The sequence below is a fragment of the Stieleria magnilauensis genome (assembly GCA_007753675.1).
GTDB classification, from domain to species: domain Bacteria; phylum Planctomycetota; class Planctomycetia; order Pirellulales; family Pirellulaceae; genus Stieleria; species Stieleria magnilauensis.
The window spans coordinates 9,523,139-9,540,132 of record CP036432.1; the positions used below are offsets into that span (position 1 = coordinate 9,523,139).

Genomic DNA, 16,994 nt, shown 5'->3' on the forward strand with positions numbered 1-16,994 from the left:
CCACTTTTGGCGCAGCGGCGTGAGACATCGACCGGCACACCCATTAACTCCGGCAAAGCGGTCAGTCGGGTGAGCCGACCGACGGATTGTCAGTTGATCACGAGCCGTTTCAGAACCGCTTTACCGGTCCGGTCCAAAGCGACCTCAGCAGAGAGTTTTTGGCTACGCACGGCGCGCTCGTAACTCAACCCCTCGCCTTCCTGGACAAAGTATGACTCGATGCCATACTCGATCCGATGCGAACGCGTCATTTGCCCCCGCAAGAATCTCCCACTTGTCGGCGGACGAAGACTAAACCTGTCCGCCCGCCAGTGCTTGCCATCCTCTTCGGGCACCAACGTGACGTACACCGTTTGCCCTCGGCCGTCGGTGGATTGAAGCCCCGGAATCCCTTGCGGTGGGACACGACTGAATTCATAGTTGAGGATGACATAGTCGCCTCGAAACAGATCGCGTGGATCCACCGGCACGACGCGTAGTAGGATTGTGTCGCCAGCGACCAGCGTCTGCAAAGGTGTTGCGATCATCGCCAATAGCACAACGACTTGGAACCCGACACCGACAATCACAACGGCTCGCTCCCGACGCTTGATCCAGCCGAGTCCGCGGTCTACCCATGCGAGCCCGGGCAACACTGAATTGCTTTGTTGATCCATCGTATCAGTCATGTTGCGGCCGCCTTCGCTGGCGCCAATAGAATGCCACGCCGAACAGAGCTCCTCCGCAGAGGAAAAACATCACCGCCGCACCTAACATACCACCAAAGTCGCCGAACAGGTCGACGTATCGTACGACGGCCCAGAGCAGAAAATACAGCACGCCGGCCGCAAATGGCTGGCCCCTGTCTTCTCGAAGCCCAACACCGACAAGCCAAACAGCGAGAAAGAGCATCGCGATATTCGCGACGATGGTTGGCAGTATTGGCTCGCCGATCAACAAGTGCCACAGCTGCAGCATGACCATTAGCAGCACCAATCCGATCGGCAGCCATTGCCGGCGGACAATCTGTCCAATCTGTGAAACGACGGAAAGTTTCTCCGGCGACTGATGGCGTTTGAACACGGCCGTCACGGAGATGATCGCCATCGAGAGCATTACAATCACAAGCGCCAGTACACCACTCCTCGCATCAAATGCTGAACGCTGAATCTCTTCGTTGAATTCATGGAAACTCATCGCCAAAAGGACGCCAGCGGCCAGCAGAACCCCGAACAGGCGGTAGGGAATGGCAAATGGAGCGCCGCTGGAATGGCTTTCCGCGATGACGAGCATCAGCCCGCCGACAGCGCCGATGAAATAGACCGTCTCCTCCTCCATATCCCAGGCGATGGGTTGCAGAATGATCCACCACGCCAATAGCGGAACGTACAGGGCGACCGTGGCGACGGAGCCCTTGCGATACGCCCACATCAGGCCGGGAAACGCCAGCAACGGAAGCGAGTATGCGCCGTTTGGGATCCCTCCCCAACGCCCAAAAAACCACAATCCAATCTCACCGAAACGGATGATCTCCATTCCGCACCAGATCGCCAGTAGAGCAACCAGCAACGTGTGAACCAACAGGGTGTCCAGGCAAAGTGCAAAGGGCAGAACCCCTACAGCCCACCACCAAACGCCGTCAGGATAATGGGCGTTGAGATGAAAGATCTGAGCCGTCAGAAAAATACCGGCACCGTAGAACAGGCAACCCAAGAAAAAAACGACTTCGGACAACAACGTCGCGTGACGATTAAAACGCAGGACGAAACCGGCACCCTGCGTTCCGACGATCATGCCGAAGATGAGAAGCAGCTTCAACACGTCGGGCATCGCGTTCCAGTTGTAGCCGATCAACAGCAGCGCCCCCAGCCCGACCAAAAGGGCAGCAACGCCCATTAGCGTAAGCAGCGCTGTGGATCGTTTGCGTTCGGACAGTTCGGCTTGCGTCTCGTAGAGATCGAGGATCCGATCGGCCTGATCCGCGGACAGTACACCTTGCAACTGCCAGTCATCGAGTTGCCCAACAAGCCAGACTCGCTGGTTTTCGGAAATGCAACGCTTGGCCATGCCTCAGGCTCCCGCCACCAAACGTGACGCTTCATCGGGTTCTCGTGCAATCACTCTTCGGCGCAGCTTGCTCTTCACGACGAGTCGGCCGATTGCGTGCTGTCCTCGCGGGTGATCGGAATGCCCATGGCGGAGAGGAGCATTTTACTAAGCAGAAACACAGCCCCTCCTGCGACAATTGCGATTGGAATGCCAGAACGTTGTCGCCCTTCAGGTGGGACGGCGATGGGGCTCGATTAGAACGGATCCTGGCAGTGCGTGCCAGCATTTACCAATCGTGCGCGACGCGAAGTGACCGCCACCACGGATTCCGCAGGCCCGGCGGGCTGACAGAGTGCTTGCCGGGTCCGTCAGGGCCCGGGCCGCAACCGCAACGTCAACGCAGGCCTGGAAGGCCGACACAGTGCGCACTGGTTACGTCGAGGCAGCATGGACTGTGTCGCCCTTCCAGGGCTCAGGCAATAAATAAATTCTTTCAGCCGGCGGCTCACCGGCCTGTCGATTGATTCCGATCGCACGTGGGATTAGCCGCGAGCGCGCGAGCGTACGGGCATTCATCATGTCGATTACTCACCGGCGCCCGTAGGCTCACGCCAAACGGCTGATTCAATCGACAGGCCGTCCACTTCACCAATCACCTGCACGCGGTTCATCGGCGTCGCGGCGTAGACCGCGTTTTGATCTCATGGGTGCACTTCAAACATCCAAAGGCACTCGACTCCCAAGGATCGGCGTGTCGTGCGTTCGGTCGGTTTCGTCTTTCAATAAAAGAAGAACGCCCTCTGACCACACGACGCGCGTCACAGGGAAGCCTTGCGTTTGCGGATCACACGATGGGCCACAAGAGGCCAAGACGGCGATGAGAGTGATGGCAGAAAGGCACCGGGCAGAGTGATTTCAGCCGGTCATCATTCTGCCCCGGATCATTCTGCCAAATTCTTTCTCGGCCGGTTGCCACGCGCAGCGTGACCGACGCGTCTATGTCTTTCGCAGGGCTTCGATGGGGTTCATCGAGGCGGCTTTGTAGGCCGGGTAGACTCCGAACACGATCCCGATCCCGACGGAGATGCCGAAGGCCAAGCCGATCGAGGAGAAGCTGGTGGCGGTTTTCATCCCCGCAAACACGGTCACGATGATCGGGATCGCGATCCCCAAGACAATCCCGAGCACTCCACCCATCGCGGACAACACCGTCGTCTCCAACAAGAACTGACGAATGATGTCTCGCTTCTTGGCCCCGATCGCGCGGCGGATCCCGATTTCCCGCGTCCGCTCGGTCACCGTCGCCAGCATGATGTTCATGATTCCGATTCCGCCGACCAGTAGCGAAATGCCTGCGATCGCGCCGAGCACCATGTTCCAGATCCGTTTTTCGTGTTCCGCCTGGGCCATCAACTCCAACGGCACCAGCACCTGGTAATCAGTCTTTGACGCGTGGCTCTTCTCCAACAGCCCACGCACCATGTTGGCGGTCGGAACGACACGATCGGACGCCTCCTTGCCGGCGTCACCGCTGGCCACAGCGAGGGTGATTTCGGTCAGTTCGACGCGGTCGTATTCACGACTTCCCTGCGAGCCGGCGCGGGACAGGAATCCGAATCGGCCGCGGCCTGTATCGAGCGGGATAAAGATGTCCTGGTTGGCATCGCCGCCTTCAGCCTGGCCGGCTCGGGCGACACCACTGTCACGTTCTTCCAAGACGCCGACCACTCGGAACGCCGTGCCACCGATCAAGATCGGTTGGCCGAGCGGATCGTTGAACCCGAATAACTTGCGTGCGGCGCCGTCGGCCAAGACGGCGACGTTGGACATCGATTCCAGGTCGTGTGATTGCAGAAAGCGACCGCGGGCGACTGAAATACTGCGGACGTCGCGCAGTTGCGGCGTGGTCGCCAGAACCCGAGCCTGGGCGATCCGATTGCGATGATGGGAGACCTCCTGCCGCTTCATCATCACCGGTACGACGCTTTCCCCGGTCGGCAATTGGCTCAGCGCCCGGAGGTCGGCGTACGTCAACCCGTAGGCGTTCACCTTGTAGCGGCTGGTGGTGACCATCGCCGGCTGGGTTCCACTGCCGCCCCCGGCGTCAGGTCCCGACGAGGGCTGGACCGTGCGGATGATGACGTTGTTGGCACCCAAACCGCGGATCCGATCCAGCGCGTCCTGCTTGCTGCCTTCGCCGATCGACAACATCGCGATCACCGAGGCGACACCCAGGATGGTCCCCAACAACGTCAACGAGCTGCGCATTTTGTGCAGCAGCAGGTTGCGGATCGCCAGTTTGAGAGTTGCCCACCACATCAGGAATCGCCGCTAAGAAGATCGTCGATGAATTGGCGTGGATTCAGGGCCACCTGATCACCCTCGGTCAGCCCGTCGATGATTTGCACGACCGAATCCGTTTGACGTCCCGTCTGGACCGCTCGGGTGACGAGTTGATTGTGATCCCGAACCAGCACCCACGTTTGCTTGTCTCGTTCGATCACCGCTTGGATCGGAACGGTCAGTGCGTCGTCGATTGAATCGATCATGATTTCCGTGACCGCGGTCATGCCGGGTTTGAGTTGATCGACGGTCTGATCGATCGTGACGGTCGTCGCGTAGACTTTCGTTTCGCTACCGCGCCATCCGTTTTGCTCCGGCAACACGGCGATCGATTGAACCGTCCCGATGTATTCGTTCTCGGGAAAGGCGTCGACGGTGATACGGGCCTTCATCCCGATGCGAATCTGTTCCAGATCCGATTCGTGAACCGCGGTCTGGACCTGCATCTTGTCGAGTGCCGGCAGCGACATCAGGTGTTGGCGAAAGCGGACCGGCATGCCTTCGCGGATTTCGTCGTTTCGATCTGAGGCATACGCGACCATCCCGGCTTCGGGTGCAAAAATCTTGCAGGCGGCGAGCTGTTCGGTGTAGCGTGCCAGACGCTCCTCTTCCTTCTTCAGCGATTCGGTCCGGGCGCGCAAGATCGCTTGCACCTGGGCCAGCCTGGCTTCGTTGTTCCGCAACGTCTGCTCCAGCCCTCGTTCGGCGGTCTGCAACTTTCCTCGCAAACGCAACAATTCCATTTCGCGTTCATAGTTTTCCTTTTTGCGGAGCGTTGCCAACGAAGTTTCGAGCTTGTTCAGTTGGGCGGCATACTTACCTTCGGCTTGCAGAAATGCGAGTTCGCTTTTGCGCAGCTCATTGCGGTTGGCGTACCCGAGCTTGTACAGCGAGTCGATCCCGCGGCGGTCGTCGCGTCGCAGTTCCAATGTCGCCTGGGCTTCAAGGATCTGGTTGTTGACCTCGTCGATGGAACGCTTGATTTCCTCGACCGCCAACTTCAGCGTTCCGCTTTCGTCGTCGGTGTACATTTCCAGCTCCAGTTTGGCGAGCTGGACTTGCAATTCGGCTTCCGCTTTATTGGTTTCGTTCTGAACGATCTGGTTGTTGTAATTGGCTTCGGCCTGAATCTGTGTCGAGCGGGCGTCTTCGGTTTCCAACATCTGCTCGTCGAGGGCTTCACGCATCGGAGCGGATTCCAGTTCGACCAACAAATCGCCCTCTTTGACACCGCTGCCGTTGGGGATGATCCACAGGATCGGGGTGCCGTTGATTCCGTCACGCTGGACGTCCTCGACCATGCAGTGGATTTCCCGGTTGGATTGACTTTGCAAATTCCCCCGTTCGATCACGGTAACCTGCAAGCGATCCCGTCCGACAGTGTGCAGAAGCACGTCCTCGTCGACCTGGCCGCCGCTGCCGAAAAACAGTGCCGAGAGGGAGAACCCGAGGATCGGAACCGCGATCAGAGCGGCCAACAGGGGCAGAAAGTGGACCACCCCGTGTCGCTGCCGAGGCGTGGTGGTGTGCCTGCGGCGCCCACCACCGCGACGGCCGGGCCGGCCAGCCGCGGTTCGGCCAGGCTTCGTTTGGTTCGCCGCCGCTGCCAGGCGGGCGCCGTCGAAACGGGCGGGGCCTCCGAGCCTGGTCGTCGCGACGTTGAGATCGTTTTCGGATCGAAACGCTGGTTCGGCCGAGGTCGGCCGAGGATCGATGCAGTTGGACATGGCGCGTCGGTGGGCTAGGTAGGTGGGAGGGAGGGATGCGGAACGCACCCGCCGCAGCCGTTGGACGCCGACCGGACCGACCATCGCGTCGGATACAGGTTGGCGGATCCTCTCAAGCGCGTGCGATGCGGTCACGTCGAATTGCGGGGCAATTCGTATGCCGGACCCCATCAAATCAGGGGTTTGGTCGACATTGCACGTCGATCGGCGCAGGCAGGGCTGCAGGTGGGCTTATGGTGGGTCGTGGCGGGACGTCTTGACGGCGGAGCGACACGGGGGGTGGGCTGGCCAGTCAAAACGCACACTTAGTGTAGTCGACCAACGAGCCCGTGTCTCCCTAGCCTATCGGAAGTTGGCAGGAGGTCCCGACCAGACGATCCAGGCAGATTAAACTGGATCTTTTACATTTTACGCAAGACATTTGTCCGGCCAAACTGACCAGCCCGGTCGACCGGGAGGACTGGAAAACTCGCCGCAAGATGGAAGTTCCCAAACTGCCGCCAGATTGTCAGTTCTGTCGGATCGTTGAACGCGAAAAACGTGTAGGATGGGGGGTGGTTCGGTCGCAGGACCACTGATCACGCTCACACCATTCGGAAATACGGCATCATGGCGAAGGTATTATTGGTCGAAGACAGTCCGACTCAGGCGGTTGAGATGCGGATGCTGCTGGAGGAAGGGAGTCACGATGTCCGACATGCGGCCAATGGACGTTTAGCGATTGAGATCTTGGCCAGCGAAACATTGGATATCGTCGTGACCGACCTGGAAATGCCGGAGGTCAACGGCCTGGAATTGGTGGAAATGATGCGGTCGGACTACGCACACATTCCGGCCATCCTGGTCACCGCCCGCGGATCGGAAGATTTGGCTGCCGAAGCGCTTCAAAAAGGGGCTGCCGGCTACGTGCCCAAGAATCACCTGCAATCGCTGCTCAACGACACGATCGTCGACGTGCTGGGGGTGATCCGGACCGACGCCAGCTTTGCCAAGCTGATCTCCAAGCTGACCAAGAACGTTTTTGAGTTCCAGCTGCCCAACGACAGTGACTTGATCTCACCGCTGGTCGGGCTGCTGATGCAAGTCGTCTCGGGGATGGAATTGATCAGCGGCGCGGAAATGAATCGATTGGGCGTGGCGATCGAACACGCGTTGATCAACGCCATGTATCGAGGCAACTTGCAACTCGGCCCGTCGGTAACCCCGGCCCATCACGCGATCATCTACGACGACGCGACCTCGGATTTGATCGAGCGGCGGAAACAAGAAGCCCCCTACAAGGATCGCCAGGTCTACGTCGAGGCCACGGCCGGCAAAGACGAAATCAAGATTGTGATCCGCGACGAGGGAAACGGATTTGATACTTCCAAAGTGCCTGAGAAAGTCGACGCGAACCTGTTTGCGGCCGAATCCGGCAAGGGGTTGGTGCTGATGAAAAGTTTTGCCGACGAGTTGCGTTTTAACGAAATCGGAAACGAGGTCACGATGATCAAGAAGTGTTGTTAGAACCAGACCGATGGCAGATCCGCATGGCATCGAAACGGACCCACCGGCCCCAGATGATTCGTCCTGGGATGATTCGGGCAGCGACGTGCTCGACTCCCTCGCGCCGCATCACTCGCTCGCCGCGTACGAGTCGCTGGTCAACACGTTACCGCTGAGTCTGTTGATCAAGGACATCGATGGTCGGCGGCTGTTTGCCAACGAGACATACTTGAAAACCCGCGGCTGCACACTCGACGAAGTGCTGGGCAAACGCGATGACGAACTCTTCCCGCCCGATATCGCCCAGGCCTACATGAAGGACGACCGGCAGGTCATCCGTACCGGCGAATCGCTGCACAGCGTCGAAGAGTCGATCGATAAATTCGGCCAACGCCGCTGGATCGAACGGATCAAAAGCCCCGTCCTGGACGCCCATCAACGCGTCATCGGTATCCAACTGATCTTCTGGGATGTCACCGACCGACATCTCGCCGAAAGCGAACTGAAATACGAACGCTATCTGCTCACCGCGCTGCTGGAAAACATTCCCGACAGCATCTATTTCAAAGATCCGGACAGTCGGTTCGTTCGGATCAGCGAAGCGATGGCGAAAAAGTTCGGTCTGGCCAGCGCCGAAGTGATCGGAAAAACCGACGCCGACATCTTCACCGAAACGCACGCCGCCGCGGCCCGCGAAGACGAATTGCAGATCATGCAATCCCGCGAACCCGTCGTCGATCTCGTCGAACGCGAAACCTGGCACGACCGGGACGACACCTGGTGCATGTCCACCAAAATGCCGTTGATGGAAGACGACGAGCGGGTGATCGGCACCTTCGGCATCTCACGTGACATCACCGAACTGATCAAGTACGAAGAAGCGCTTCGCAAAGCCCGCGACGAAGCCGACGCGGCCAACCGGGCCAAGAGCGACTTCCTGGCCAACATGAGCCACGAGATTCGGACGCCGATGAACGCCATCATCGGCATGTCCGAACTGCTGGCCCAAACGAAACTCAACAACGAACAACTCGACTACATCAATCTGGTGCGTGATTCGGCCGAATCGCTGCTGTTGTTGCTCAACGAGATCCTTGATTTTTCGAAAATCGAATCGCGGAAACTGCAACTGGAATCGATCCCGTTCTCGTTGCGCGATCTGATCCAGCGGACCAGCCAATCGCTGGCCATCCGTGCCGCCAAAAAGACCATCGAACTGGCCTGCCGCGTCGCACCGGATGTTCCCGATCGCTGGATGGGAGACCCCGGACGGTTGCGTCAGGTGATGATCAACTTGATCGGCAACGCCATCAAATTCACCGACGAAGGCGAGGTGTTGGTCGAAGTCTGTGCGGGAGATCCGTGCCCGAATGCACCTCCCAATCACCTGCCGCTGCGGTTCAGCGTCAAGGACACCGGAATCGGGATCCCGAAAGAAAAACACGCGTCGATCCTGGACCCGTTCACGCAAGCCGATGAATCGACCACGCGTCGGTTCGGCGGCACGGGGCTGGGGCTGGCGATCTCGAAAGAATTGGTCCAGTTGATGCATGGAGACTTGCAACTGGAAAGCCGCCCCGGCCAGGGCACGACGTTCTACTTCACGGCGTTCTTTCCGCTGGCGGAAGACCAAACCGTTGACCGAGAAGGCGACCTGGAAAGCCTGGCCGAGATGTCCGTGCTGGTCGTCGACGACAACGCGACAAACTTGCGAATCCTGAAAGAGATTCTGACCAACTGGCATTTGACCCCGACGCTGGCCGCCGGAGGCCCCAGCGCGCTGCAAGCGGTCACCGATGCGGCCCAACGCGGCCAGCCGTTTCAGCTGGCGATCCTGGATTGCATGATGCCGGAAATGGACGGGTTCGAACTCGCCACACAGCTCCGCAGCCAGTTCTCAAGCGAACAACTGAAACTGATCATGTTGTCGTCGTCGTCCAGCGGCGATGCGTTGCAGCGCTGCCAGGACATCGGCATCGCCCGCTACCTGACCAAACCCGCCGTGCAATCGGAATTGCTCGACACGATCCTGCAAGTCATGCAGCGAAAAACGGCCGCCAAGATCGATCCGCGTGCGAGCCTGCCGGAATGCTTGCCGATGCGTGTCTTGGTCGCCGAAGACGGCTTGGCCAACCAACACGTCGCCGTCGGCATGCTCCGCGCATCGGGCCATCAACCCGTCGTCGTCAGCGACGGACGCGAAGCGGTCGCGCGGTACGAATCCGAACCGTTTGACATGATCTTGATGGACATGCACATGCCCGTGATGGACGGCATCGACGCGACCAAGGCGATTCGTGCCCATGAGCGCGTCACCGGTCGGCACATCCCGATCATCGCGTTGACCGCCGCGGCGATGAAGGAGGATGCCGAGGCATGCGCCCGATCGGGCATGGACGGCTACCTGACCAAACCGATCCACCAGCGGCGGCTGCAAGAAATGATGGCCCAGTTCGCCCCCACGACGTCCGTGCTCGCCGCCTTCGGCCAATCAGGCCCCGGAAAAGCTGGCTCTGGAAAACCCGGCTCTGGACGGGCTGCAGTTGCCGCTCCAAACGAACCGGCGGCGATCGCCCCAGCCCAAGACCAGAGCGAAGTTTCCACCGCAGTCCAAGGCGGCGGCGCCACCGCCGCGTCTCCTTCGAATCCCGACCCCGATGCGACTGGCGCCAGCGACTCTGGCTCCAGCCATTCTGGCCCCGCTGAGTATCGGACGATCGATCTGCAAGCGGCGGCCAGCCGAATCCCCGGCGGATCACGCGGTCTTGCGCGGCTGGCCGAAGTGTTCATCGCCGAATGCACCGGCTTGCTGCAAGTCCTCAACGACTCCATCCCCCACGGCGATCCGGTCGTGGTCGCCCGCAGTGCACACACCTTAAAAGGGTCCGCCAGCCTGTTTTTTGCCGAGGCGGTGCGCGAAACGGCGCTGCGGATCGAATCGAAGGCCCGCGACAACGACTTGGCGGCAACGGTCGCCGATCTGGCTCAGCTGAACGTCGATGCCGGCGCCATGCTGGCCGAGCTGAACCAGCTTCTCCAGTCCCATCCCGAGTGAATGCCCCGGCTGACCGGACGGGCTGACCGGACGGCTGAACGCCCAACTGAACGCCCAACTGAACGGCCGGGCTGACCGGACGGGCAAAAACAACGCCGCTCGAAGGCCTGGGGGACTTTTAGCTACCATCCCCCTGGAATAAGGGGTATAATCGGCGGCAGCGGACACATGAGCAGATGCACAACGTTTCGACTCCACCGCGGGCGCGTCAGCCGCCCGCACCACCGGGAGGTTTGTGCAGCGTTGAAATCGTTGATCGTCGGCGAACCGAGCGAGGTTCTCCGGGGATCTCCTGCTGGAAAGGTCAATGAGGCGGTTCCAGCAGGTGTGGGGCAAACTGATCAATCAAGGCTGCGCGAGCTCTCGCAAGAAGAGTTTGCAATCGATGACCTTGATCCAAATTTGCCGCGATTTTGACCTGAAACCGAATCATGAGGATCCGGAATCCATGATCCCCAATCGCTCGTCGGCGCGCACCGCATCAATCTCGAAGGACCGTGCGGGAAGCGTGCCGGGGGGAGATTTCGATCACGACCATTGCGAGCCGCAACCGGTCGCCACGATGCAACGGTATGTGATCGACAGACAAATCGGCAAAGGCGGCATGGGCTTGGTCTATCACGCCTACGACAGCATCTTTGATCGGGAGGTCGCGATCAAAGTCTTGCTGAAGAACTATCAGGGGCGAGACGAAGCACGTCAGCGTTTCTTCCAAGAGGCTCGCACGACCGCGCGGCTGCAGCATCCGGGGATCGTCTCGGTCTACGACATGGGGATCAGCGACGACGGACAGCCCTTCTTTGCGATGAAACTGGTCGAGGGCAGGACGCTCAGTGAGTTGATGAAGACGGAAAACAAAACCCAGCTGCAGCATTCGCGTCTGCTGGATGTTTTCGCCCGAGTCTGCCAGACGATCGCCTATGCACACGCGCACCAGACCGTTCACCTGGATATCAAGCCGTCCAACGTGATGGTGGGCGCGTACGGCGAAGTCCACGTGATGGATTGGGGATTGAGTCGTCAAATGGGGAAGTCCCCGATTGAGCTCACTCCGATCAGCCCGGCTGCGGTGGAAAACATTTCCGACGAGCAGCTCTCGATGATCCTGTCCAACAGCAAGATCATCGGCACACCGAGCTACATGGCGCCGGAGCAGGCGCGCGGCCATCACATCAGCGTGCGTTCGGACGTCTTCGGCTTGGGCGCGCTGCTGTGCGAAATCCTGACGGGCAAGCCGCCTTATGAAGGATCGAGCTTTCGTCGGATCTATCGCCGCGCCGCCCGAGGCTCCATCCACAAAACGTACCAACGCCTAGACGCCTGCGACGCGGATCCGGCGATCATCGCGCTGGCCAAACGCTGCTTGGCCCCAAACGAACGCGACCGCCCGGCCGACGCGGGAACCATCGCGGCGCAAATCACGGCCTACGTGGAATCGTCGATGGAGCGTGCCCAACGCGACCTGTGCCGATTTTTCGAACTCAGCATGGATCTGTTCTGCATTGCCAGCTTGGATGGTTACTTCAAACGGGTCAATTCGAACTTTTCACGGGTATTGGGATACAGCGACAGCGAATTGATCTCCAAACCCTTCATCGAATTCATCCACCCCGACGACATCCGGCAAACGATCCAAGCGATCAGCACGCTGGCCCAAGGCGATTCGATCGCGGCGTTCTGCAATCGCTACCGTGACTCCGGCGGCAACTATCGCTGGTTCCAGTGGAACGCCAAATCGATTCCGCAAGACAACACGATCTTCGCCGTCGCCCGCGTGATCGACCCGCCGGATGATTGACCGCCGCAGAGAGGAGTGGTTGGGAATTGAACGCGTCAGAAAAGTCGCGGGCACGACCATTAACACGCCGTTACGCTTCTGCCTGGGATGAATCCGCTCGCTTAAAAACCATCCGCAGCGATTGCCGGGCGGTCCCCACGATCGCCCAAGACAGGAACGGGCCGGTTCGGCTAAACTTGGGCCTCGGCAAACAAAGGGTGACCGACAAGACCACGTCTCACCGCACTTGACACTCTTTGTGGATTTTCCAACTGTGTCCACGGGCGACCTTTCATGGCAATCCTCATGGGTGAATTCCATCTGCACATCACCAGCACGATTGGATTGCTTCTGGCCGTTTGCCTGGCCGCCGGTGTTTTAGCCGATTTCGTTCATTTGCCGAAAGTCACGGCGTTTCTGTTGGTGGGGCTGCTGGTCGGCCCGAGCGCCCTGGACTGGGTCCCGACCGAGCACGTCGAGCTGTTCGAACCGCTGCTCAAACTGGCGATGGCGCTGGTGCTGTTCAATCTCGGCTGCGAGTTCACGTTTTCCAAGGTCCGGCGTGTCGCGGCGCACTGCATGGCGCTCTCGATCGCCGAAATCACGGCGACCTTGGTGCTGGTCACGATCGGCTTGGCCCTGTTCGGGTGCACCGGCAGCATGGCGTTGTTGCTGGGATGCTTGGCCGTTGCGACCGCGCCGGCGACCACGATCCTGGTCCTGAAAGAATTCCGCTCCGAAGGCCCGGTGACCGAAAGCACGGGCTTCTTGGTCGCGATGAATAATTTTGCTTGCATCATCCTGTTCGAGTTTGCGTTCCTAGGCATCGAATGGTCCCAGGGCAACCTGCAAGTCTCCTTCAGCCGCCAGATGTTCGGCGTGTTGCTGAACGTCGCCGGTTCGATGGGTCTAGGGATCGTGGGCGGGTTGGTGGTCAGCTATGGCTGCGGATTTCTGAACATGAAACGCTGGCTGGTGCTGTTGGTCGCCGCCGTCACGTTCCTGCTGGGCGTCGACGAATCGTTCGAGATTCCGTACATGCTGTCCTTTCTGATGATGGGCGTGACGGTTGCCAACACATCGGATTACAAACAGAAGATCGTCGACGAACTCGATCACTTGTCGGGCTTGCTGGCGGTGTTGTTCTTCGTCGCCCACGGCACCGAACTCGATGCCGGAGCGTTCATCGCCGCGGGCAAACTGGGCATCGTCTACATCGCCTTTCGGATCGTCGGCAAATGGCTGGGCGTGTACGTCGCGGCCAAAGCCACCCGGCAACCGCCGGAAGTGCGCAACTGGGGCGGCTCGTGCCTGTTCGCGCAAGCCGGAGCCGCGATCGCTCTGTCCACCATTGCCGTCAACCGGAATCCGGAATTGGGCAAACCGATCCAAGATATCATCTTGGGATCGGTCGTCCTGTTCGAAATCATCGGCCCGCTGTTCATCCGACACTCGTTGATCCAAACCGGCGAAGTCCCGCTGGCCCAAGCGATCCACCACACCAGCCGGACGCCGCTGGAACAGCTGCGCGAAGTCGTCGACCGGTTCCGTGCGGCGGTCAACGGCACCGCCCCCGCCGCGGCGGTGATCGGCAAAGTCAAGGTCAGCGATCTGTTGCGGAAAACCAAAGGCATCCATCAATCAGCCGACTTCGATCAAGTCGTCGCGCATATCGAACACAGCCACGACAACACCTACCCGGTCGTCGACGACCGAATGCGCGTCGTCGGCGTGATTCGCTATCCGCTGCTCAGCGACGTTCTGTTCGATCACAGCGCCGCGAAACTGGTGCGTGCCGAAGACCTCGTCAGCGACATCGACTCTTGCCTGCACGAAGACGACCCGGCGGCGCGAGCGTTCGAGTTGTTTCAAGGCGAGACGGACGATTGCATCCCCGTCATCCAACGCGCCAGCCCCCACGAATTGCTGGGAGTGGTCCGTCGCAGCGACGTCATGCACGCCTTGATCACCCAGCGGCGAAAAAACAAGTGACGCCACTCGGACCGACGAAGTGACCACCGCGATTCACAGTTGGACCTCCCCTCGCTGCGTTCGACCCCATACGCACACGGGAGGTTTGCATCTTAACTTGATGCGTATGCCCCCATCGTCCTGCCCCATCGTCCAGCCCCATTTTTTGACCATCCCATTTTTTGACCACCCTCTCTCCCGCTCCACCCACAACCCACCGCTTGCCGCACGACGACGGCCTTCCCACCCATTGCCGAATCGCATTTTTGGCGGTTTTAAATTCCTGGTGCCAACAACGGTTGGCCAACGGTTATACTGACAGGCCCTCCCTCCCCTGCCCTCCCCCTCCCTGCCCGCCCTCCTGCCATGCCCGATCGCCTTGATACGAGGTTGTCGCACTGTCGCGTCGTGATGTCGGCGTTGATGTTGGTCGCGTTCTGTAGCGTCGTATCGCATGGCGAAGATCTGCCACACCAGAACGCTGCGGCGGGCGATGCCATCAGTTTTGAACTCGACGTGCAACCGATCTTAGCCGCACAGGGTTGCAACGCCGGAGCCTGTCACGGCAAGCAACGCGGGCAAAATGGTTTCCAGCTCTCACTGCTCGGCTTTGATTCCGATTTCGACCACGATGCGATCGCCCGTCAAGCGCGGGGGCGGCGGCTGAGCATCGCCTCACCCGAATCGAGTCTGTTGCTCCAGAAAGCGACGGCGGAGTTGCCACACGGCGGCGGTCGAAAAATCGAAGTCGGCTCGGACGCCTATCACACGCTCCTCGCGTGGATCCGCCAAGGCGCGCCCCGTCGGCTGGCGGACGAACCCGTGCTGGAATCGGTCGAGTTGAAACAGACCGAATTTGCGCTGACACCCTCGGGCACCGCCGAGCTGTCGACCGTCGCGACCTACAGCGACGCGACGACGCGTGACGTCACCAAGATGACCAGTTACTTGTCCAACGATGCCGCCATCGTGCAAGTCGATTCGACTGGCCGATTGAAGGCCGGTCCGGTCCCGGGCGAGACCGCGGTGATGGCGCGCTACATGAATCACATTCGCGTGGCCAACGTCAGCATCCCGCGGACCGAAGCGTTGCCCGATGGATTTTACGACGACCTGCCGCGCGCGAACTTCATCGATGACTTGGTGTACGAAAAACTGAGTCAACTGCAGATCCGAGTCTCCGAGCCGGCAAGCGACGCCATCTTCTTACGCCGCGTTTACACCGATGTCATCGGCCGCTTGCCCTCGGCACAGGAAGCTCAACTGTTTCTCGACAGCCAAGACAGCAACAAACGCGAGCAACTGGTCGACCACTTACTGGAACAACCCGAATACGTCGATCACTGGGCGAACCAATGGGCGGATCTGTTGCGTCCGAATCCCTATCGGGTCGGCATCAAGGCGGTACTCAATTATGACAACTGGATTCGGCAGCAATTCCGTGAAAACGTTTCGCATGACGAATTCGCTCGTCGATTGATCACCGCCAAGGGCAGCACTTGGCACAACGGTGCCGCCACGTTGTTTCGTGACCGCCGCAGCCCTGATGAAGTCGCCACGCTGGTCAGCCAGCTTTTCCTCGGTGTGCGGCTGGACTGTGCGAAATGTCATCATCATCCCTTTGAGAAGTGGAGCCAACACGACTTCTATTCCTTCGCCGCGTTCTTCGGAAAAGTCGGCCGCAAGGGCACGGGGCTTTCGCCGCCGATCTCCGGTGGTGAAGAGATCGTGTACGTTTCCACCAAGGGAGACGTCCGGCATCCGGTGACCGAAGAAGTCCTCCCGCCGGCTCCGCTGTTCGGGACGATCGACCTGGCCGAAGACGACGACCCGCGCGAAGCCCTGGTCGACTGGATGGTCTCCGCCGACAACCCGTATTTTGCCGCCGTCCAAGTCAATCGCGTTTGGGCTCAACTGATGGGACGCGGAATCGTCGATCCGGTCGATGATCTCCGCAGCACCAATCCGCCCAGCAATCCCGCGTTGCTCGATGCATTGGCCGAACACTTTCAACAATCCGGCTACGATCAGAAGCAGCTGATCAAGACGATCGTGCTTTCCAACGTGTACGCGACCCGTTCAACGCCCAACGAATCCAACGCCGGCGATCGGCTGAACTACTCGCGTCACTACCGGCATCGTTTGCGTGCCGAAGTCCTGGCCGAAGCGGTCGCCAACGCCACCGAGACGAGCGAATCGTTTTCCGCATTGGCTCCCCAGTCGCGTTCCAATCAAGTTTGGACGCACCGCATCGAATCGGTTTTCCTGGACACGTTCGGCCGTCCGGATCCGAACCAGGACCCTCCCTGCGAACGGATCGCGGACTCCTCGGTCACGCAAACCTTGCACCTGATGAACTCGCGTGAGATCGACGGACGCATTCGCAGCGACTCCGGTCGCGCCGCACGGCTGGCCGGCAGCGAGTTGTCGGCCGCAGAGATCGTGACGGAACTGTACCTGGCGATTTTTTCTCGTCGGCCGACCGCCGACGAGCAACGATACTGCGAATCGCTGATCACCGCCGCGGGCGAACAACGACGCGGCGCGATCGAAGACTTGATGTGGGCGATGATGAACGCTCCCGAATTCATTATTCAAAATTGAGATC

The 16,994-nt window shown here is 59.7% G+C and carries 9 protein-coding genes; 5 read left to right on the top strand and 4 right to left on the bottom strand.

What is annotated here, in order from left to right:
- Positions 1-89: 89 nt before the first annotated feature.
- From TBK1r_RS34210 to TBK1r_RS34225, 4 genes are all read right to left on the bottom strand, one after another.
- Positions 90-668, bottom strand: coding sequence for a GDYXXLXY domain-containing protein (locus tag TBK1r_RS34210; RefSeq protein ID WP_145220233.1), 579 nt, complete (start codon positions 666-668; stop codon positions 90-92).
- Positions 661-2,046, bottom strand: a complete 1,386-nt coding sequence (locus TBK1r_RS34215) for a DUF2157 domain-containing protein (RefSeq protein ID WP_145220235.1) — start codon at positions 2,044-2,046, stop codon at positions 661-663. The genes TBK1r_RS34210 and TBK1r_RS34215 overlap by 8 nt, the downstream gene beginning before the upstream one ends.
- Before the next feature lie 978 nt (positions 2,047-3,024).
- A complete protein-coding gene (locus TBK1r_RS34220) occupies positions 3,025-4,347 on the bottom strand; it encodes an ABC transporter permease (RefSeq protein ID WP_145220237.1) in 1,323 nt (440 codons plus the stop codon).
- Positions 4,347-6,098, bottom strand: a complete 1,752-nt coding sequence (locus tag TBK1r_RS34225) for an efflux RND transporter periplasmic adaptor subunit (protein WP_419580672.1) — start codon at positions 6,096-6,098, stop codon at positions 4,347-4,349. The genes TBK1r_RS34220 and TBK1r_RS34225 overlap by 1 nt, the downstream gene beginning before the upstream one ends.
- A gap of 609 nt (positions 6,099-6,707) precedes the next feature.
- On the opposite strand from TBK1r_RS34225, the gene TBK1r_RS34230 reads away from it, so the two are divergent.
- The 5 genes from TBK1r_RS34230 (at position 6,708) to TBK1r_RS34250 (ending at position 16,990) form a co-directional block, all read left to right on the top strand.
- The gene (locus TBK1r_RS34230) at positions 6,708-7,604 is read left to right on the top strand and encodes a response regulator (RefSeq protein WP_145220241.1); all 897 of its coding nucleotides are present in this window, start codon (positions 6,708-6,710) and stop codon (positions 7,602-7,604) included.
- Positions 7,605-7,614: 10 nt separating this feature from the next.
- Complete coding sequence (locus TBK1r_RS34235; RefSeq protein ID WP_145220243.1) at positions 7,615-10,638, top strand: response regulator; 3,024 nt, start codon at positions 7,615-7,617, stop codon at positions 10,636-10,638.
- A 385-nt stretch (positions 10,639-11,023) separates the two neighbouring features.
- Entirely contained in the window at positions 11,024-12,436 is a 1,413-nt protein-coding gene (locus TBK1r_RS34240; RefSeq protein WP_419580673.1) for a serine/threonine-protein kinase, read from the top strand.
- A 273-nt stretch (positions 12,437-12,709) separates the two neighbouring features.
- Entirely contained in the window at positions 12,710-14,407 is a 1,698-nt protein-coding gene (locus TBK1r_RS34245; RefSeq protein WP_145220247.1) for a cation:proton antiporter domain-containing protein, read from the top strand.
- 345 nt (positions 14,408-14,752) lie between these two features.
- Positions 14,753-16,990, top strand: coding sequence for a DUF1549 and DUF1553 domain-containing protein (locus tag TBK1r_RS34250; protein ID WP_145220249.1), 2,238 nt, complete (start codon positions 14,753-14,755; stop codon positions 16,988-16,990).
- Positions 16,991-16,994: the final 4 nt, after the last annotated feature.

Coding starts and splice junctions, on each gene's coding strand:
- TBK1r_RS34210 (WP_145220233.1), bottom strand. CDS start 668: ATGACTGATACGATGGATCAACAAAGCAATTCAGTGTTGCCCGGGCTC.
- TBK1r_RS34215 (WP_145220235.1), bottom strand. CDS start 2,046: ATGGCCAAGCGTTGCATTTCCGAAAACCAGCGAGTCTGGCTTGTTGGG.
- TBK1r_RS34220 (WP_145220237.1), bottom strand. CDS start 4,347: ATGTGGTGGGCAACTCTCAAACTGGCGATCCGCAACCTGCTGCTGCAC.
- TBK1r_RS34225 (WP_419580672.1), bottom strand. CDS start 6,098: ATGTCCAACTGCATCGATCCTCGGCCGACCTCGGCCGAACCAGCGTTT.
- TBK1r_RS34230 (WP_145220241.1), top strand. CDS start 6,708: ATGGCGAAGGTATTATTGGTCGAAGACAGTCCGACTCAGGCGGTTGAG.
- TBK1r_RS34235 (WP_145220243.1), top strand. CDS start 7,615: ATGGCAGATCCGCATGGCATCGAAACGGACCCACCGGCCCCAGATGAT.
- TBK1r_RS34240 (WP_419580673.1), top strand. CDS start 11,024: ATGACCTTGATCCAAATTTGCCGCGATTTTGACCTGAAACCGAATCAT.
- TBK1r_RS34245 (WP_145220247.1), top strand. CDS start 12,710: ATGGCAATCCTCATGGGTGAATTCCATCTGCACATCACCAGCACGATT.
- TBK1r_RS34250 (WP_145220249.1), top strand. CDS start 14,753: ATGCCCGATCGCCTTGATACGAGGTTGTCGCACTGTCGCGTCGTGATG.